The 18,563-nt window shown below is 46.4% G+C and carries 17 protein-coding genes; 9 read left to right on the forward strand and 8 right to left on the reverse strand.

Translation table 11 applies throughout. The features are described 5' to 3' along the window. Window positions 1–2 precede the first annotated feature (2 nt). A complete protein-coding gene (locus tag P6910_RS26710; protein ID WP_410493879.1) occupies window positions 3–602 on the reverse strand; it encodes an RING finger domain-containing protein in 600 nt (199 codons plus the stop codon). A gap of 538 nt (window positions 603–1,140) precedes the next feature. On the opposite strand from P6910_RS26710, the gene P6910_RS05025 reads away from it, so the two are divergent. The 5 genes from P6910_RS05025 to hisA all read left to right on the forward strand — a co-directional run bounded on the left by P6910_RS05025 (window position 1,141) and on the right by hisA (window position 7,211). Beyond that, on the forward strand, window positions 1,141–1,716 hold the full coding sequence (locus P6910_RS05025) for a lysophospholipid acyltransferase family protein (protein WP_317145189.1): 576 nt from the start codon (window positions 1,141–1,143) through the stop codon (window positions 1,714–1,716). Between the two features lie 880 nt (window positions 1,717–2,596). Beyond that, complete coding sequence (locus P6910_RS05030; protein ID WP_317145190.1) at window positions 2,597–4,408, forward strand: DEAD/DEAH box helicase; 1,812 nt, start codon at window positions 2,597–2,599, stop codon at window positions 4,406–4,408. Between the two features lie 142 nt (window positions 4,409–4,550). After that, complete coding sequence (locus P6910_RS05035; protein WP_317145191.1) at window positions 4,551–4,931, forward strand: SET domain-containing protein; 381 nt, start codon at window positions 4,551–4,553, stop codon at window positions 4,929–4,931. Between the two features lie 394 nt (window positions 4,932–5,325). Then, on the forward strand, window positions 5,326–6,072 hold the full coding sequence (locus P6910_RS05040) for an META domain-containing protein (RefSeq protein ID WP_317145192.1): 747 nt from the start codon (window positions 5,326–5,328) through the stop codon (window positions 6,070–6,072). Window positions 6,073–6,452: 380 nt separating this feature from the next. Continuing rightward, window positions 6,453–7,211: a phosphoribosylformimino-5-aminoimidazole carboxamide ribotide isomerase gene (gene hisA / locus P6910_RS05045; protein ID WP_317145193.1), complete on the forward strand. Its 759-nt coding sequence runs from the start codon at window positions 6,453–6,455 to the stop codon at window positions 7,209–7,211. Between the two features lie 17 nt (window positions 7,212–7,228). Here the strand turns inward: hisA and P6910_RS05050 are convergent, their stop codons facing one another. Then, entirely contained in the window at window positions 7,229–7,585 is a 357-nt protein-coding gene (locus P6910_RS05050; protein WP_317145194.1) for a 5-carboxymethyl-2-hydroxymuconate Delta-isomerase, read from the reverse strand. 139 nt (window positions 7,586–7,724) lie between these two features. Between P6910_RS05050 and P6910_RS05055 the strand changes: the two genes are divergently transcribed. After that, the gene (locus P6910_RS05055; RefSeq protein ID WP_317145195.1) at window positions 7,725–8,936 is read left to right on the forward strand and encodes an aromatic amino acid transport family protein; all 1,212 of its coding nucleotides are present in this window, start codon (window positions 7,725–7,727) and stop codon (window positions 8,934–8,936) included. Between the two features lie 175 nt (window positions 8,937–9,111). On the opposite strand, the gene tnpA is transcribed toward P6910_RS05055, so the two are convergent. Continuing rightward, the gene (tnpA, locus tag P6910_RS05060) at window positions 9,112–9,513 is read right to left on the reverse strand and encodes an IS200/IS605 family transposase (protein WP_317145196.1); all 402 of its coding nucleotides are present in this window, start codon (window positions 9,511–9,513) and stop codon (window positions 9,112–9,114) included. A gap of 3 nt (window positions 9,514–9,516) precedes the next feature. Between tnpA and P6910_RS05065 the strand changes: the two genes are divergently transcribed. Both P6910_RS05065 and P6910_RS05070 read left to right on the forward strand, forming a co-directional pair. Continuing rightward, window positions 9,517–10,659 carry an RNA-guided endonuclease TnpB family protein gene (locus P6910_RS05065; RefSeq protein ID WP_317145197.1) on the forward strand — a complete coding sequence of 381 codons (1,143 nt, stop codon included), beginning with the start codon at window positions 9,517–9,519 and terminating at the stop codon, window positions 10,657–10,659. Between the two features lie 207 nt (window positions 10,660–10,866). Continuing rightward, a complete protein-coding gene (locus P6910_RS05070; protein ID WP_317145198.1) occupies window positions 10,867–11,298 on the forward strand; it encodes a DUF2147 domain-containing protein in 432 nt (143 codons plus the stop codon). Between the two features lie 69 nt (window positions 11,299–11,367). Here the strand turns inward: P6910_RS05070 and pgtP are convergent, their stop codons facing one another. Beyond that, window positions 11,368–12,723 (reverse strand): phosphoglycerate transporter protein PgtP, encoded by a 1,356-nt coding sequence (pgtP, locus tag P6910_RS05075; protein WP_317145199.1) that lies wholly within the window; start codon window positions 12,721–12,723, stop codon window positions 11,368–11,370. A 426-nt stretch (window positions 12,724–13,149) separates the two neighbouring features. Between pgtP and P6910_RS05080 the strand changes: the two genes are divergently transcribed. Then, on the forward strand, window positions 13,150–13,452 hold the full coding sequence (locus P6910_RS05080; protein ID WP_317145200.1) for a GIY-YIG nuclease family protein: 303 nt from the start codon (window positions 13,150–13,152) through the stop codon (window positions 13,450–13,452). A 22-nt stretch (window positions 13,453–13,474) separates the two neighbouring features. On the opposite strand, the gene P6910_RS05085 is transcribed toward P6910_RS05080, so the two are convergent. The 4 genes from P6910_RS05085 to P6910_RS05100 form a co-directional block, all read right to left on the reverse strand. Beyond that, window positions 13,475–14,701, reverse strand: a complete 1,227-nt coding sequence (locus P6910_RS05085; RefSeq protein ID WP_317145201.1) for a hypothetical protein — start codon at window positions 14,699–14,701, stop codon at window positions 13,475–13,477. Between the two features lie 62 nt (window positions 14,702–14,763). Next, complete coding sequence (locus P6910_RS05090; RefSeq protein ID WP_317145202.1) at window positions 14,764–15,780, reverse strand: hypothetical protein; 1,017 nt, start codon at window positions 15,778–15,780, stop codon at window positions 14,764–14,766. Between the two features lie 393 nt (window positions 15,781–16,173). Then, the gene (locus P6910_RS05095; protein ID WP_317145203.1) at window positions 16,174–17,370 is read right to left on the reverse strand and encodes a hypothetical protein; all 1,197 of its coding nucleotides are present in this window, start codon (window positions 17,368–17,370) and stop codon (window positions 16,174–16,176) included. Between the two features lie 62 nt (window positions 17,371–17,432). Further along, window positions 17,433–18,425, reverse strand: coding sequence for a hypothetical protein (locus P6910_RS05100; RefSeq protein WP_317145204.1), 993 nt, complete (start codon window positions 18,423–18,425; stop codon window positions 17,433–17,435). Window positions 18,426–18,563 lie beyond the last annotated feature (138 nt).

Here is an 18,563-nt window from a genome sequence, read left to right on the forward strand (position 1 = left end):
GGTTACTCCCGACATACAGGGCAAAAAGGTGAATGCGCCCGCCATTGACCAATGCAGGCTGCACAAAACAAATGTCTTGCACAAGTTGCAAATTGGACAGGCAATCTTAAGGACTCTAAACAAATAGGACATGGTTCTGTGAAAAGTATTACTGACAAACGTTCGACAATTGCTAAAGATATTATGTGCTCTGTTCTTTGTGCAATGAGTCTGGCTAAGGATAATAATGAGATGTTGTGATTTTTAACATTCATTCTCATGTCGTATATACCATTAGCAAGATGGCTTGATAAAAGGCTATATGAAAAAATCATACGACATGTTTTAGGAGGCACTCTACGCATTTTAAATAGATATAAATCAAAAAAAACAACAGCTGCTATTTCAGTTGCACGTAGAGGCAGCCTGAACCCATCATAATATAAAGAGAGAGTGCTTAATAAATTTAACAGGGTACTCGAAAAACTCCATTCGTAATCTTTATATGAAATAGTTTGGTTGGAATTTACATATTCATCATTATAAGTATTATCTTGAGACCCGTAAGAAGCGCCATAAGATATGAGTAAGATAAATATTACTGATTTGTATAAATAGAGCATATTAATTGCGTGGTAATTTCACAGAGTGCCCGGTCATGGTAGATTACGGAAGGTTGTGCAACAAAGAATCCAGCACGCTGCACCTGCGAAGCTGAATAAACAGTCCTCCGGACTAATCCCCTACATCAATGCCTGCAGGGCCTGGCCCGGCTAGGCACTGCTTTTCATGAAACTGGCTAAACATAAAAATGTGTACTGGCGTGTACATTCTGATTAGGGCAGGTATAATCCTGCCCGAAGGCTGGTCGGGCGAATGTAATTTCTTAAGTACTCAGCCATACGGAATCGAATATTTCTGGCTTATTGGGCAGGTGCTCTGCAAGGCGCAACGACGGGAACATAGCAAGCTATGTGACCAAAGTTGCAACGCAGCACGACTGCATGGATGCAGGAGTTAGAGCAACGCAGGAGCAGTTGCCGCGAGTGCCTGAACAATGAGTCAGAAAATATGATTTCGTATGGTTGAGTACTTATAGACATTCATTTGTTATGGACACTGAATCAGTCTTGATCTCGACTGCCTGTGGTAACCTTCTTGATGACTCATACGATCTTTGATACTCCCATTATTAATACTCTCTTTCGTTTTATCTCCACTCTGGGCCTGAAGCTTGCCGGCTGGAAGTTGTCGGGTAAAAAGCCGGATGCTCGAAAGTACGTTCTTATTGCTGCTCCCCATACCAGCAACTGGGACTTTATTCTGGTGATTGCCATTGCCTTTAAATTCGGTGTCAAGATTTCCTGGATGGGCAAGAGCAGTCTTTTTAAAGGCCCTATGGGCCCTATAATGCGCTGGATGGGCGGCATACCTGTGGAGCGAAGCCGTAATACCGGACTGGTGCAGCAAGTTGTTGACCGGTTTAATGCTTGCGAGGATCTTATCGTTACCATTCCTCCCGAGGGAACGCGCAGCAAGGTAGGCCAATGGAAAAGTGGTTTTTACCATGTTGCGGTTGGAGCCGGTGTCCCCATTGCTCTGGGGTTTCTGGATTTTAAAACCAGAGTGGGAGGTTTCGGCCCCATGTTCTTCCCTTCGGATAACTATGAGAGTGACCTGAAAAAAATTCAGCACTTCTACCAGGGGATGACGGGCAAAAGGCCCCATAGGTTCTGAAGGGAGCCAACAGTGTTCTTCGCGCGTTTTGCTTAGCTGAGTTAATGGCTGCAAATAATAGCGAGTAGTTATAAATCCTGCTCCCCTATCGGCTAAATGCAGGCAGGGTGCTTGAAATACAGCTATCTATGTTGAGCGAATAGCGATAGAATAACCGGCCTTTTGTGGGAGGGCTGTTAACAAGTCCTCCCAGGGAGACTGGCTGAGAATGCTCTGTAAGCGTTCCCGGGCTGCCTCCCAAATGTCCTGGTACTCCGTTTACCTCTGTGATCGGTTTGCATACTGAACTCTCATCGGATGCCGATCCTGTCAGTTCTTTCGAGATCTTCAACGAAGTCATGGACACCCAACTGCCATGAGTGAGAAGGCCGCTGCCTGTTTGTGAACCCAGTGGCCGGAACATGGTTAATAATCACTGCGCGTTACGAAAAGGACCGTGCGGTGGATCAGTGTACATGGGAGCCTGTTTGCAGGCTCAGGTCGCAAGATCCGGAAAGAACGATCAACGTTTTCATTGAATTATTCAAGCTAATCAATCACTTGTCTGACTCTCTGAAATCTGTCCTGTTCCACAGAACATGATGACCGACTTTCTACTCGCGACTGGCCCATGGGTGATTCTCACGGCTTAAGACCGGCACTACCCTGTCGGCTGCCTGTCAGAGTATCTAGGAGGCTGACCGAGAATAGACTGCCCTACGCGGCAACTGCTCCTGCGTTGCACTAGCTCCTGCATCCATGCAGTCGTGCGGCGGCAGCAAATTGGTCTGAAAATTTTCTGCCGTCCTCGCTACGGGGTCGCCTGGATGGGCGCTATTCTCAGTCAGCCTCCTGGAGGGAGAACACTGATCGTATCAATGCCTAATTTTTGGAGTACTTGATGTCTGACGACACAACCCCTACTGAGTCAATGATTACTTTCGCTGAACTGCCTCTTTCCCCGGCAGTCATCAAGGCGGTACAGGATGTCGGTTATGAAACACCTTCTCCTATTCAGGCTCAGAGTATTCCCCGGATTCTAGAGGGCAGAGACCTACTGGGTCTGGCTCAGACCGGTACCGGCAAAACTGCCGCTTTTGCCCTGCCTATGCTTTCCAGGCTGGACATGAAGGCCAACGATCCTCAGGTTCTGGTGCTGACACCTACGCGCGAACTGGCCATTCAAGTGGCTGAAGCTTTCCAGCGTTACGCGCGTCATATGAAGGGCTTTCACGTACTGCCGGTTTACGGTGGTCAGGATATGCGTGGTCAGCTGAGAGGCCTCAAGCGTGGTGCTCATGTTATTGTGGGTACGCCGGGTCGCGTCATGGACCACATTCGCAGAGAGAGCCTCAAGCTGGATGCTTTGAAAGCAGTTGTTCTGGATGAAGCCGATGAAATGCTGCGCATGGGCTTTGTCGATGACATTGAATGGATCATGGAACAGACACCAGAAGAGCGTCAGGTGGCCCTGTTCTCTGCCACTATGCCCAGACAGATTCGCAAGATTGCCGATACGCACCTGAAGAATCCTGCCACTGTTGAGATCAAGGCGAAAACCGCCACTGTTGATACCATCACCCAGAAAGTCTGCATGGTCAGCGGTTTCCACAAACTGGACGCACTGACGCGTATCCTTGAAGTCGAACCTTTTGATGCCATGATAATCTTCGTGCGCACCAAAACCGCAACCGTAGAGCTGGCTGAAAAGCTCGAAGCCAGAGGCTTTGCTGCTGCCGCATTGAATGGTGACATGAGCCAGGGACTGCGTGAAAAAGTGGTAGATCGACTGAAGAAAGGCTCTCTCGATATTCTGATCGCTACAGATGTTGCAGCCCGTGGTCTTGACGTTGAGCGAATGTCTCACGTTGTAAACTATGACATTCCATATGATACAGAAGCTTATGTTCACCGTATTGGTCGTACTGGCCGTGCAGGTCGTCAGGGTGTAGCTATTCTGTTTGCTACGCACCGTGAGCGTCGTATGTTGCGTGCTATTGAACACGCCACTCGCCAGCGCATCGAGACCATGCGTTTGCCGTCCATGCGTGATGTTCGGGATATGCGCATCCGTGCCTTCAAGGAAGAAGTGGTGAAATCCCTGGACATGGGCGAAGAGCTGGATGTATTCCGTGAAATCATTGCTGAGCTGCAAACTGAACATGCTCTGAGCCACGAAGACATGGCCGCTGTTCTCTGCTTTATGGCCCAGAAAGATCGGCCATTCCCGGATGGTAAAGAGCCTGAGCGTCCACAGCGTGAGCGACGCGATCGTGGGGACAGAGGCGATCGCGCTGACCGGGGTGAGCGCGGTGCGCGTCCCCGTCGTGATCGTAAAGAAGATAATGAAGGCATGGTTCGTTACCGTGTTGATGTAGGTCGCGATCAGGGCATTACCCCCGGAGATCTGGTCGGTGCGATTGCCAACGAAAGTAATATTTCTGGCAAGAACATCGGTCACATTCGCCTGTTTGACACCTGCTCTTCCGTCTATCTGCCAGAAGGTGTGGATGCTTCCACTCTGGATGCTCTGAAAAACGTCAAGGTCCGCAACAAGGCTCTGGATCTGAAAATCTGGGCTGATGACGGTCGTCCTGATAATAACCGTCCCCGTCGTGGCCGTGGTCGTGATGGCGAAGGTTTCAGAAGAGATCGTGACAATCGTGGCGGGGACAGGCGTCAGGGTTCTCGCAGGCCTCGTCGTGAAGCATAAGTCAATCATCTTTCCCTGATTATGAAAAAGCAGAAGTCCGGTACTTCTGCTTTTTTTGTGTGGAGCACAGCAAAAAGACGATTAACAGACCATTAAAGGGCAGTTAGACTGTCAGGAAACAAAAATTAAAGAGGCCTCGCTTATGCTGTACGTAGCATTTTCTGGTTCGAAAGGGCGAGGCGTCTTCACACGTAAAAAGATTGAGCGAGATACGGTCATCGAGCGTTGCCCTGTTCTTGAATTGCCCCCTGAAGATCTTGAACACATTGATCAAACGGCGATATTCAACTACTACTTCTCTTGGGGTGAGACAATGGATTCAGCCGCTATTGCTTTGGGGCTGGGTTCAATTTACAACCACTCTTATACACCCAACGCACTCTATCGATATGATATGGAAGACCGGGTGATTGAGTTCATTGCCATTAAAAAAATTCGACCCAATGAAGAGATAACAATTAATTACAACGGCTCACCGAATGATCAATCACCACTTTGGGAAGGTATTCAATGGGAGCCTTGAAAAGTGGACACTTGAATTCAGGCAGCATCGGTTAGGGTGATTGATTTATGTCGTGAATCATTTGGCTGCTACACTTAGTGATGTTTTACCTCGAGGTGGTCAGACAGATGAGTATCGGTCGATGTTCTACTGTTTGCTACTTCTTTGTCGTGTATAAGGCGGCGCTTCTATCCGGGTTAATGATGTCACTACATTCGTGGGTTTCATTTGGAAGCTGTATCTTTTATAGATCCGTATTCCGTATATAGCTCCGTATATAGCTCCGTATTTTGTGTCAGGCCTTGGTAATAAAGGTTTCTGGCGGTTTTCAATGAGCAGCTTCAAGGTTTATGCTCAGGCTTTTCTGCCGGGGCAGAAATCAAGAACCGTCTCACGTGAGGTATAAGGTAAAATCATGAGAACCATGGGCCGTTATGTTCTGGTGCTGGCAGCAGGAGGTTTTCTTGCTGCCTGTACTACACCGGACAAGAGTGTGGTGGTAACACCCACCGACGTTGAGGGTAAGACCTGGGTGCTGCGTTCCCTGAATGGCGTGCCACCGGTTAATGGCAAAAGAGTCACTCTTGAGTTTCAGTCTGCTTCTGGCAAGGATGGTCAAATCAGTGGTCGTGGCCCTTGTAATGGTTACTTTGGCAGCTATACGATGCAACAGGATGAGCTGCAGTTTGGCAGAGTGGGTTCCACCATGATGGCCTGCCCGGAACCTTATATGAAACAGGAAATGGCTTATTTCAAAGGGCTTCAGCAGGTTGACACCATGACATCCAACGGCCTGGTGATGACTCTGAAGGGGCGTCACAATGATGAGACGATGACGTTTTTTGCAGAGAGTGCCAAAGTGAGAGGGATCATCAAATCATCTACAGGCAGTTTCCCGGCTGGTGCAGATGTTCTGATTTTGATGAGAGATATCAGCAACAAGGATAACCATTCGAATCTGATTGGTGAGAAAAAAATCAAGCTGAATCAGCGTGTTGATGGACCCTTAAAATTTGATGTTCCTTATGCGCCTTCATTGATTCAGCCAAACCGTACGTATTCTGTTTCTGTAGAAGTCAGACAAAATGGAAAACTGGTTTCCCACAGTACTTCTAATAAAATAATTGATTTCTCCAGACCCTTGGAATTCAAAGGTCAGTGATCACGGGCTGAAAGTCAGGTTCAGAATTTCAGCCAGACAATAACCTGAACGCATTCTCCTTTCTTTTGCAACCCTCTGCTCCCTCCAGCAAATTCACTTTGCTGAGGGGGACGGCAGATAGGATCTGATGAACTAACTGCTCCATCCTCAGGAGCGGGTGGTTCGCTCCCCCCGGCAAAAAGCAACAGAAAGCTATCCTGCTGCTGATCCTCTGATCCAGATCGGTACAGGCAAGATTTGGCTGAAAACAGGCTTGCCAACCAGAAGAGTCTTTCTCTTCACATGGCAGGGCAAAGCAGGAAACGCTCTCTTGATTGACCTTAAATGTGATAGGTTTAGCGCTTTCATTTCACTGTTAAGCACATGAAGGAGCTTCCATTATGCAGTTTCGTCCCTGTATTGACCTGCACGAAGGTAAGGTAAAACAGATAGTGGGAAGCTCTCTGCGTGATGGTGATAATTCGGCGCTGGTGAATTTTGAAAGTGATCGCTCTGCGGCTGATTTTGCAAATCTTTATCGGCAGAAAAAATTAGCGGGTGGTCATGTCATAAAACTGGGACCCGGTAATGAGGATGCCGCCGCTTCTGCCCTGTCAAGATGGCCCGGAGGTCTTCAGATTGGCGGCGGTATTACAGCAGATAATGCTGTTCAGTATCTGGATATGGGGGCCTCACATGTCATCGTGACCTCCTACGTTTTCAAAGATGGCCAGATAAATTTTGATAATCTGGACAAGTTACTGGCTGCAATAGGCCGTGAGCGTCTGGTGCTGGATCTTTCCTGTAAGAAAAAAGATGATGACTATTTTATTGTGACGGATCGTTGGCAGAGGTTTACCGATACCCGAATCAATGCTGAGACACTGAAGAGGCTGGCTCATTATTGTGATGAGTTTCTTGTTCATGCTGCATCGGTTGAAGGTTTGATGGCCGGGCCTGACCTGGAACTGGTTTCCCTGCTGGCTCAATATTCACCTGTTCCTGTGACCTATGCGGGGGGCATTGCCACTTTGGAAGACATTGAAGCAGTCAGAAAAGCCGGTAACGGTCAGGTGCACATTACCATAGGCAGCGCCCTGGACATTTTTGGTGGTTCGCTGGCATTTATGGATGTAGTCGCGAGCTGTAAAACGGATTAAGCCCGCAGGCTTGCTGTTCATGCCGGTTGGTTCTGAACCATCCGCTTTGAATAGCAGTCCGTATCAATGTCAAGAATTTCAACTGACAGTATATTCACCCACGGGATGATCTGATCAGCAGCGTTGAGCACTTTTTGGCTCAGACTTTTCTTCTGCTCTGAGGTGCGACCTTTCATAATCCTGGCTGTAATGTGAACAAAGGATTGTTCAGGCTGGGCTGTTTGAAAGTGTTCATATGGGATAGCCCTGGACTTGATGTCTTCTGCTTTAAACAGACCTGATTCCAGAGTACTTTGATGAACAGCTGAAACCAGTTCTCTGATTGAGCATTTCTGCTCAACGTCTGAAGAGTACTCGATAATGCAGTGAGGCATGGCGAATTGTTTTTTGGGAAATGAGTCGAAGGAGCTTATCAAAAGCTTCGTAACAGAAAAAGAGAGAAAGATCACTCTATAAATTCTTGTTAATTCTTGTCTATCCTTGGTGTCTGGAAAGGAAACGATGAATTAACACATGAACAGTCAAACACTGGGAAGCACCCTGCTGGTAGCAGGTACATCAATTGGAGCAGGCATGCTTGCCTTGCCTCTGGTTTCTGCTGCTACGGGTATCTGGTCAGGAATTCTGCTGATGATGTTAATGGCCTCACTTGCCTGCTATGGAGGTTTGCTAATAGCCGAGGCCTGCCGTGCCGTGCCAGAGGCTGATAATCTTCATGGTGTCGTGGGACGGCTGCTGGGAAAACCCGGTCAGGCTGTCGCTATTCTGGCCATGCTGTTTCTGTATTACTCACTCTGTTCAGCCTATATCACAGCCGGCGCAGGGCAAGCCGTCGCCATCACTCAAAAAATGGGGTTGGCTCTCAGTTTTTCTCAGTCAGCTACGTTAGTGGCAGTGATTATTGCCGTAATGGTGGTTGTCGGGACGGTGGTGGTGGACTACGCCAATCGAGCAATGTTCTTTCTGATGATGATGTTAATGATGTTCATCATGGTACTTTTGTTGCCAGAAGCTGAAGCCAAAAATCTCACCCATGAGGTCGGTCAACCCGGTATGCTCTTAGCTGCTTTGCCAGTACTTTACACCTCATTCGGATATCATTGTGCAGTACCAACAGTCGTGCGATATGTGAAAGGCAAGCCTGGAGATTTTCGCCTGGCACTGGTGCTGGGCAGTATCGTACCCCTTCTGGTCTATTCACTCTGGCAGTTTGCCACCAACGGCACTTTGTCATCCAGTCAGATCAACAACCTGCAGGGCAGTCCGGATGCTGTGGACCAGCTTATCAACAGAATTGGGGAATTCAGCTACTATTCCGGCTTCAATCATCTTATCAGTGCTTTTACAGCCTGTGCGCTGGGTACTTCGTTTCTGGGGGTAGCCATTGGTCTCTTTGATTATCTGGCTGAAGTCAGCAAGAGGCCTGATACCATCATCGGTCGTATTCAAACTGTCTGTCTGACTCTGGGGCTGCCGTTGCTGGTGGCGGTTTTTTTTCCGGGAGGCTTTGTGACGACTCTGGGTTATGCCGCAGTAGCTTTGGTGATTCTGGCGGTCTTTCTTCCCGTCATGCTGGTCTGGGAAGTGCGAAAGGAGCATCTTGAAGAGCCCTATCAGGTTGCCGGAGGCAGTCCGTTGCTGGTCATCATGTGTTTGATTGGGCTGGCCGTGATCCTTGCCCAGGCAGGTATTGTTTCCGGCTGGCTGCCAGCCCTGGATTCCTGATCAGTTTTTGAGAATCTGGAGTCTTAATGAGCCAGATGTTTTTAGCTGGTTCTTTAACGAACCTTGCGGAATTCTCCATCCATAGCGGCATTGCGTAGCTTTGCCGTTTGGATGGAGATGGATGGGGCCGCCCAGGTAGCAAACAGCCGGAATGCCGGACCACAGTAGAGGGCTGTCATTTCTCAGGTCTTTCCTGATTCTGGATATATTCCTTTAGCACTTCCAGTGGTGCGCCACCGGCAGTTATCAGGCAATAGGCTCTTGTCCATAGAACAGGCTTCCAATAGTAATTTTTCAGGTGTTCTGAAAATTCCTTCCTTATGAGCCTGCTTGTAACAGTTTTCAAATTGTTGATGAACTTGCTCGGCATAATGTTGGGGTGCATATCCAGCATAAGGTGAACGTGATCAGCCTCGCCACCAAACTCATCGAGTTCTATCTCCCATTTGCCGCATAAGTCACGACAGATTTCCTCAAGCCTGTCCAGCATTGGGGCAGTAAAACACCTTCGTCTATATTTTGTGACTAACACTAAATGATATTTCAGCTTATATACACAGTGATAATGAGACTTCATAGCTTGACACTAAGTTGCATTTACCACTATTGTATTCCCATGAGAGCATTCAAGTACAGAATCTACCCCAACGCCGAACAGAAGGTGTTTATCGCAAAGCACTTCGGTTGCTCTCGTCATGTCTATAACTGGGCATTGTCTGAAAAAGACAAACATTACAAAGAAACCGGAAAGAGCCTGTCAAAGCGTCAACTTCAGGATCGTCTGGTTGCCAGCAAGAAAGACGACAAAGAATGGTTGACGGACGTCAACAGTCAAAGTCTGTTAGCCTCTCTTGCCAACCTGGATACTGCGTTCACCAATTTTTTTCAGGGTCGAGCCAGGTTTCCAAAATTCAAATCAAAATATTCCGGCTGGCAGTCTTTCCAATGCCCCCAGCATGTAACGGTTGATTTTGAAGCATCGGTTATGAACCTGCCAAAGCTGAAGGGAATAAAAGCAAAACTTCATCGCCCGTTCTCTGGCAAGGTCAAAACCGTTACTGTCAAGCGTTCACCGTCCGGCAAATACTTTGCCAGCGTTTTGGTTGATGATAGCTTTTTCGATCCGGTTCCAGTCACCATTGAGCGAAAAAACACCGTTGGTCTTGATGTCGGTCTGACTGAATTCCTCATTGATAGTGAAGGAAACAAGACTGAAAACCCACGCATTCTGAAGGATTCACTGGTCAGGCTCAGCATAGAGCAAAAGAAGTTCGCCAGAAAGAAAAAGGGATCGACCAATAGAGCAAAACAAAAGCGCAAAGTCGCTATAATTCATGAACAGGTAGCCAGTCGCCGCTACGACTTCATACACCAGAAAACAGCGAATCTGGCTGACAAAAGCCACGCAACCACATTTGCTGTAGAAGACCTCAATATCAAAGGCATGGTGAAAAACCGTAAACTCGCCAGAGCAATACAAGACGCAGGCTGGGGAATGTTTCTGACGACACTGGACTACAAGTGTCGTTGGAATGGCAAGAACCTGATTCGTATAGGAAGGTTCCAGCCGAGTTCCAAACTGTGTAATGGCTGCGGTCATAAAATGGAAGCCATGCCTTTGTCAGTGCGGGAATGGCAGTGCCCAAATTGTCAATCTGTCAACGACAGAGATATAAACGCCGCCCGCAATATTCGTGATATTGGACTAGGCGTCCCCGTTTAGCTGATTCGCTGGGATGCAGCGATTGTGTAAAGAGTACCCCTGTAGCAATACCTGTCAGCGCAGGTGCTTCAGCGAGAGGTGTTGAGAGTTCTCAGCACGGGTCGCAAGAAGCCCCCACTATAGCCGCTTCAGCGGCTTAGTGGTGGGAGTACATCACCATTGATCCGATTACTATCGTTTCGTCAACAGGAAATGTAGGAACTCCCCATGTTACGAAAAGCACTTCTGGCAGCTTCTGCCCTGCTTATCCCGGTTCTGTCTTTTGCCAACGGATACGTGGGTGAGTGGTACACCGTTAATGAAGAAACCAATAAAAAGGAATCTCTGGTGACTATCTGGCAAGAAGGTGATCAGCTGAAAGGTAAGATTGTGGAGATCCTTGATCCTGCTTCCAGAGATGCGGTCTGTGAAAAATGCAAAGGCGACAAAAAGAACCAGAAGATAGAGGGGATGACTTTTCTCTGGGGAATGAAAAAAGAGGGTTCTGAATACGACAACGGAAATGTTCTTGATCCGAAGTCAGGCAGAGTATACAGCGGCAGTATGAAGTTGATTGACGGGGGGCAAAAACTTGAGCTTAGGGGGTATCTGGGCTTTTCATTGTTGGGCAGAACTTCGGTTTGGGTAAAGGCTGATTAGTCGCGCAATTGCCTTAAGTCTAAAAGGCTCCCGTTACCCGGCAGTAACGACTGCCGGGAGGAAGTTATGTCATTTGTATTGACTGAAGAGTTCGGCTTTGTCTTCTTTTTCCTGCTTCAGAGTCATTGCCAAAAACAGAATCGCCATGGCGCAGGCAGCCAGAATCAGCATAAAGCCACCACTCCAGCCCATCGCATCAACAATGACCCCCATAGCCAGGTTGGCAAACAGAGCGCCACCGAGATAACCAAACAGGCCGGTCAGGCCAGTGGCGGTTCCGGTTGCCTTCTTGGGGGCTGAATCAGCGGCCTGGAGACCTACCAGCACCACGGGTCCATAGATCAGGAAGCCCACAAATATCAGGCAGAGGTTATCAATCATCGGGTGTCCGGCCGGGTTCTGCCAGTATATGACAATAGCAACACAGACCAGTGCCATCATCCACATACTGACAGGAGCGCGACAGCCTCGGAAGAAGCGGTCACTGGCCCAGCCACAGAGCAGGATGCCGGGAATGCCGGCAAACTCATAGAGAAAATAGGCCAGGCCACTTTGAGCCATTGAGAAACCTTTCACTTCTTTCAGGTAGGTTGGCGCCCAATCCAGTACTCCGTAACGAACCAGATAAACGAAGACATTAGCCAGCGAGAGATACCAGAGCAATTTGTTGTTGAATACATATTTGAAAAAGATATCTTTGGCCGACATCTCCTGCTCATGGTGGTGCTCGTCATAGGATTTAAGCTTGTCGCCAGTCCAGGCTTCGATACTGGGCAGGCCACAGGACTGGGGAGTATCTCTTAATAACGTCCAGGTGATACCGGCCAGGACGAGCGCTACGACTCCATGGAACCAGAGCTGTGATTGCCAGTCACCAAACAGATAGACCGCAAAAATAGCCATAGGACCCACCAGACCGGCTCCCAGGTTATGAGAAGTGTTCCAGTAAGCCCATTTAACTCCCCTTTCTTTTACAGAGAACCAGTGTGTCATGACTCTGCTGCCAGCCGGATAGCCCATCCCCTGAAACCAGCCATTGAGAAACAGTAGGGCAAACATGGAAGTGACTGTGGTGGTGGCAAAAGGAACGGTTCCCATGAATATCATGGTCAGGGCCGAGAGAATCAGGCCAATACTCATGAATTTCCGGGCGTCACTGCGATCAGAGAGGTTGCCCATAAGAAACTTGCTGAAACCGTAGGCAAAAGAGACCGCTGAGAGAGCCAGACCCAGTTCGGACTTGGTAAAGCCCTGCTCAATCAGGTCGGGCATGGCCAGAGAGAAATTTTTACGAATCAGGTAATAAGCGGCATAGCCAACAATGATGCCTAACAAAACCTGTATACGAAGTTTTTTATAAGTTTCATCAACTTCTGTGGACGCAATCCGCTCTTGATGAGCAGGAGGACTGAGAAAGCCCAGCATAGGAAGTACTCCCGAATTTATTCGTTATAGCCATTTGTCCCGAACAAGAGGTTGTTCGGGCGGCCAAGAGCTTCGGCAAACATTCCTTTGGCCGGCAATTGGGTTCACGGCTGAATGATCGAACAGCTTTGCTCTCACTTCAGTGAGCATCATTTTTACAGGTAACTGGCAAAACGATGGTTAGACTCACCGGTATCAAAAAACAAAAGCCGCTTTATTAAGTCCCACAAACTCTGTTCAAAGATGTTCCTGTGGGAGGTTATCAACTGTTAATTCCAGTTCAGATTTTTGATTTAGCAAGTCGAAAGCCCAAAAAAACTTAATATCACAATGATATTTTTTAAATAGAACTTTCGTTTTGTTTTATAGTGCTTACCTGCCCAGTGCAGTAAACTGCTGTTGTTTATCTTTTTTTGTGCAGGTTTCATGAACTGGTTCGTTTATATCATTCTGGCAAGCAACAACAGTCTGTATACCGGCATTACTACCAATGTTGAGCGGCGCTGGAAAGAACACGCAGGCGAAAAGAAAGGCGGCGCCCGATTTTTTAACGGTAAAAAACCTGCTGCCCTGATGTATGTGGAAGCAGGTCATAACCGTTCAACCGCAAGCAGACGGGAGGCCGCTATTAAAAAAATGACTCGAACTCAGAAGGAGGCTCTGCTGAAAGAAAAGCAAAACATCGCTTCCAACTATGCTGAAGTCCTTTCGGTCGAAACCAGGCTTTGATCCGCAGAAATTTCTCACTCTGTCAGAATGCGCTTAAACCAATAAAATGTATCAACATCAAAAGCGTCAATGCCGGTAAGTCATAAAGTGGGCTTGCTTTACTGATGTATTCATACTTAAAGCTACCCACATTGATAGACAGTTTTGATTTCCATACCCGCCCAAGACTGTACTCGGGTGATGCCTCAAATTGATAAACGTCGCCATTTCGGTATTCGGGTTTCAGTATCGTCAGACGATCACCGACTTTCTGACATAACCAGCTATCGACAATGGTTCCTTTATTGTTCAGCAGACTGATTTTAGTGTTGGGTTCTTTACACAGTGCAACCACCGGGTAATTCCTGTCTTCAAAGGCTTGTACAGTCAGAGTCTGGTTATAGCCGATTTCCCACATAAAATGCACCGGCGCTGCCAGTGATTCATCATACCCGGTGGGAGTGGTTTCAGTAGTCTTTGTGATCATTGTTTCGGTATCAGGGTCAATATTGATATAAGCATCAGTAACAATGACAGGAACTCCCTCAGTCGCATTTGTCATAACCGTTTTGGTATCCTTGTGAGTATTGGAGTTGGTATCAGTAGTAATGGCAGGAACCGATGTTGCTAAAGAGTTGATTAAAGGCGTTTTTACAAGGTCTGTTAAAGGAACGGGTGTAAAAGGGTAAGATGCAGGAAGCCAGTTTAACTGAGGGTTCGGATTTTCGCAGTCGGGATTTGTTTCATTGATATTATGTTTCTTGCAGACATAAATCTTGATGCGCATATTATGTGTCTCACAATGTCCGCCTTTTTTGTTTTTGAGTGTACTCGCATAGCCATTTGATGTGGAGAATACATAGTAATATTTCCCCCCTTCAAAGGTTCTGTCGTTACTTCCTGCCGCATGTTCAAGAAACAGCAGACTAAGAAAGGTTAGACGATTGGGATTGTCGCAACTAAAGAAATCGTGATTAGTTTTGGTAAGAACCTTCGGCATCTCGCAATTCTCATAGGCGGTCTCGTTGTCCGTTAACCATATATTTTCATTCATCTGTGAGGTTTGTCTGTCGTAGTTGCGTTGCCTTGCCACAGTGGGAAGATTAGGGCAAATAAAATATAACTGTGAATTTAAGCTTACTGCTATGGTTTTGTTCTCAGCGTGCGAATATAAAACATGTTCCCACAAAACGCTTGTGTAGATATCACGAGCATCACAGGCCTGAAACAGATGGAATAACAACAGGAAACCAAATAAGAAAACTTGCATAATGTTTCTCTAATACTGGGTCAGAATAAAAGTAGTAGCTCAATATTTACATCTTCATGCCGTCAGAATGTGCTTGCCGCAATAAAATACATTGAGATCAAAAGCGCCAGTGTTGGTGAGTGGTGGAGAGGGTTTACGTTATTGACAATGTGATGCCTGAAACTACCTACATTGACAGACAGTTTTGATTTCCATACCCGTACACGACTAAACTGGGGCCTTGCCTCAAATAGATAAACGTCGCCATTTCGGTATTCAGGTTTAAGTATTGTCAGACGCTCACCGATTTTCTGACATAGCCAGCTGTCGACAATGGTTCCATCACCCTTCAGCAGACTGATTCTGGTATTGGGCTCTTTGCACAGAGCCACCACCGGATAATGCTCTTCTGCAAAGATTTGTGCGGTTCGGGTCTGGTTATAGCCAATCACCCAGATTAACTGGAAGGGCTGTGCAGGTGATTCGTCATACCGGTCAGGAACCTTTTCGGTAGTTTTTATAGCTGCTTTTGTATCATTACCGATGTCAGTAAGAATGGTAGGAAGGGTTCCTGTGGCGTTTGTCATTATTGTTTCAGCTTCGTTGTCTGTATACGAATCTGTGTCATTAATAATGTCGGGGGCACCGATCGTTAAAGGATGGGTTAGAGGGGGCGTTGAAAGAGTGGTTAAAGGCCGTCTTAAAGGATTTTTAAAGGGAGCATAAGTAAAAACACCCGTTGGACTGTACCAGTTTAACTGAGGGTCCGGCTCATTGCAGTCGGGATTTGTTTCATTGATATTGTTTTTCTTACAGATATAAATCTTCAGGCGCATGTTATGTGTCAGGCAATGTCCGCCCTTTTTGTTATGAACTGACGACTGGGCTCCAGTTGATGTGGAAAGCAAGTAATACTCTTTCCCTCCATCAAAGGTTCTGTCGTTCACACCGGCAGCAAAATCAAGAAACAGTAACCCCAGGAAAACCAGCTGGGTAGGACTGTCGCAAATAAAGTGATCAGATACTTTCGAGGGATTTTCCGGAATCTCGCAGTTCTCATAGGCAGTGACGTTGTCCGTTAGCCACATATTTTCATACATGGTTGTGGTTTGTCTGTCGTGACCGCGTCTCCTTATGACGGTGGGTAAATTGGGACAAATGATATACAGCTGTGAGTCTAAATGTACCGATATGCTCTTGTTCTCTGCGTGGGAATATAATACGTCCCACCACCAGGCGCTCTGGTAGGTATCAAGAGCCTCGCAGGTCTGAAACAGATGGAATAACAACAGGAATCCAAATAAGACAAATTGCATAAATTTTCTCTAATAGGAAGTCAGAATAAAACTAGTAGATAACTCTGCACATGTTCATTAAAAAAAGGCATCCGTAGCTCATATATCGCTTATTACATCGCAGAAGTTTCTGTATGGCCTGTTTTTTCACCATTTCTCTGATGTTTTTCAAGAATTTGCGAGGGTGCCTGGTCTTTGTCAGAATACGTTTGCAGTAATAAGATACATTGACACCAAAAGCGCAAATGTTGGTAAGTTAAAGAGCGCGTTTGCTTTACTGAGATATTCATAATTAAAGCTACCCACATTGATAGACAGTTTTGATTTCCATACCCGGCTAAGACTGTACTCGGGTGATGCTTCAAATCGATAAACATCGCCATTGCGGTATTCGGGTTTCAGTATCGTCAGTCGATCACCGACTTTCTGACATAACCAGCTATCGACAATTCTTCCTTGATTGTTCAGAAGGCTTATTTTGGTGTCAGGTTCTTTACACAGTGCAACCACCGGGTAATTCTCTTCTTCAAAGAGAGTTTCAGTTTGGGTCTGGTTAAAGCCCACTTCCCACATTAACTGAACGGAATCTGCCTGTGTGTCATCATAGTTAGTGGGTACCGTTTCAGTGGCCTTTGTCGTCACCGTATCGGTATAGATGTCAGTAATAACAGCAGCCACTTTTTCAGTCGTATTAGTCATAACCGTCTCGGTATTGTTTCCAGTATCGGTATGATCAGTAATGGCAGGAGCAGTTGTTGTTAAAGGGTTTGTTAAATGAGCTTTTACACGGTTTGTTACAGGAGCAGGAGTAAAAGGGTAAGTTCCTGGAAGCCAGTTTAACTGAGGGTTTGTTTTTTTGCAGAGCGGGCTGGTATCACCCCTTGCTTTACAGACATAAATCTTGATGCGCATGTTGTGTGTCAGACAATGCCCACCTTTTCTGTTATAGAGTGAACTCGCACGGCCATTTGAAGTGGAGAATAGATAGTAATATTTCCCACCTCCAAAGGTTTTGTCATTCATTTCGGCAGCATCTGGAAGGAACAGTAAATTAAGGTGAACCAGTCGAATGGGGTCGTCGCAAATAAATATATCTTGCCGACTAATGGGACAATCTTCCGGAATCTCACAGTTCTCATAGTAGGTCTCGTTGTCCGTGAGCCATATATTTTCTTTCATGTCTGAGGTTTGCCTATCGTGGCCGCGTGCCCTTGCTACAGTGGGAAGGTTGGGGCAAAGAAACTTTATCTGCGAGTTTAGCCTTACTCCTATGGTTTTGTTCTCAGCGTGGGAATATAAATCATATTCCCACAGTACAGTTGTGTACATCTCACGAGCCTCAGATGTCTGCAATAGATGGAATAACAACAGGAGCGAAAATAAGAAAACTTGCATTATATTTCTCTAATATAAAGTTAGAATAAAAATAGTAGCCCTATATGCACACCTTTATCTGGTCAGAATGCGTTCGCCACAATAAAGTACATTGAGATCAAAAGCGCCAATGTTGGTGAGTGGTAGAGAGGGTTTTCTTTATTGATCATGTGATGCCTGAAGCTAGCCACATTGACAGACAGTTTCGACTTCCACACCCGAGTATGGCTATATTCGGGTGATGCCTCAAATAGATAAACGTCGCCATTGTAGTATTCGGGTTTAAGTATCGTCAGACGCTCGCCGACCTTCTGACATAACCAGCTATCAAGAATCGCTCCTTTATTGTTCACCAGGCTGATCCTGATGTTGGGCTCTTTACAGAGTGCAGCCACAGGGTAACTCTTTTCTTCAAAGAGCTGTGCAGTTCGGGTTTGGTTATAGCCAATTTTCCAAATTAACTGAAAGCGCTGTGACAGTGAATAATCATCATAGCCGGCAGTGGTCGTTGTTGTGGCCTTTGCTATCACAGTTTCTGTATCAGTCATAATGACAGGAGCCGTATCAGTGGTTTTTGTGACCACTGTTTCAGTCTCATCGTCAATATCGGAATCAGTGTCGTTAGTAATGACGGGTAAAGTCGTTGTTACAGGATTAGTTAAAGGGTTTGTTAAAGGATCTTTAAAAGGAGCATAAACAAAAGCCTCCGTTGGACTGTAAAAGTTTGGCTGAGGATCTGTACTACCTCTGCATTCGGGATTTGTTTCATTGATAAGCTTTTTTTTACAGACATAAATCTTGAGGCGCATGTTATGGGTTAGACAATGTCCGCCTTTTCTGTTGTTAATTGATGACTCAGCCCCGGTTGATGTGGACAACAAATAATAATGTTTTCCGTCTTTAAAGGTTCTGTCGTTTCGTCCTGCCGAATGTTCAAGAAACAGTAAATTCAGGAAAACCAGCCGCGTGGGATCGTTGCAAATAAAGAAATCCTTTTCAGTCGTGGGATGATCTTCAGGTATCTCACAGTTCTCATAGTAGGTTTCGTTGTCCGTTAACCATATATTTTCATACATGGTTGAGGTTTGTCTATCGTGGCCGCGCGGCCTTATCACGGTGGGGGAATTGGGGCAAATAAAATATATCTTTGAGTTTAAGTTTACTGTTATGCTCTTGTTCTCAGCATGGGAAAATAATTCGTCCCACCACCAGAG

Source organism: Endozoicomonas sp. 8E, from assembly GCF_032883915.1.
Classification (GTDB): domain Bacteria; phylum Pseudomonadota; class Gammaproteobacteria; order Pseudomonadales; family Endozoicomonadaceae; genus Endozoicomonas_A.

Excerpts from the sequence above, each read along its gene's own strand:
- P6910_RS26710 (WP_410493879.1), bottom strand. The coding sequence starts at position 602 with ATGCTCTATTTATACAAATCAGTAATATTTATCTTACTCATATCTTAT.
- P6910_RS05025 (WP_317145189.1), top strand. The coding sequence starts at position 1,141 with ATGACTCATACGATCTTTGATACTCCCATTATTAATACTCTCTTTCGT.
- P6910_RS05030 (WP_317145190.1), top strand. The coding sequence starts at position 2,597 with ATGTCTGACGACACAACCCCTACTGAGTCAATGATTACTTTCGCTGAA.
- P6910_RS05035 (WP_317145191.1), top strand. The coding sequence starts at position 4,551 with ATGCTGTACGTAGCATTTTCTGGTTCGAAAGGGCGAGGCGTCTTCACA.
- P6910_RS05040 (WP_317145192.1), top strand. The coding sequence starts at position 5,326 with ATGAGAACCATGGGCCGTTATGTTCTGGTGCTGGCAGCAGGAGGTTTT.
- hisA (WP_317145193.1), top strand. The coding sequence starts at position 6,453 with ATGCAGTTTCGTCCCTGTATTGACCTGCACGAAGGTAAGGTAAAACAG.
- P6910_RS05050 (WP_317145194.1), bottom strand. The coding sequence starts at position 7,585 with ATGCCTCACTGCATTATCGAGTACTCTTCAGACGTTGAGCAGAAATGC.
- P6910_RS05055 (WP_317145195.1), top strand. The coding sequence starts at position 7,725 with ATGAACAGTCAAACACTGGGAAGCACCCTGCTGGTAGCAGGTACATCA.
- tnpA (WP_317145196.1), bottom strand. The coding sequence starts at position 9,513 with ATGAAGTCTCATTATCACTGTGTATATAAGCTGAAATATCATTTAGTG.
- P6910_RS05070 (WP_317145198.1), top strand. The coding sequence starts at position 10,867 with ATGTTACGAAAAGCACTTCTGGCAGCTTCTGCCCTGCTTATCCCGGTT.
- pgtP (WP_317145199.1), bottom strand. The coding sequence starts at position 12,723 with ATGCTGGGCTTTCTCAGTCCTCCTGCTCATCAAGAGCGGATTGCGTCC.
- P6910_RS05080 (WP_317145200.1), top strand. The coding sequence starts at position 13,150 with ATGAACTGGTTCGTTTATATCATTCTGGCAAGCAACAACAGTCTGTAT.
- P6910_RS05085 (WP_317145201.1), bottom strand. The coding sequence starts at position 14,701 with ATGCAAGTTTTCTTATTTGGTTTCCTGTTGTTATTCCATCTGTTTCAG.
- P6910_RS05090 (WP_317145202.1), bottom strand. The coding sequence starts at position 15,780 with ATGTATGAAAATATGTGGCTAACGGACAACGTCACTGCCTATGAGAAC.
- P6910_RS05095 (WP_317145203.1), bottom strand. The coding sequence starts at position 17,370 with ATGCAAGTTTTCTTATTTTCGCTCCTGTTGTTATTCCATCTATTGCAG.
- P6910_RS05100 (WP_317145204.1), bottom strand. The coding sequence starts at position 18,425 with ATGTATGAAAATATATGGTTAACGGACAACGAAACCTACTATGAGAAC.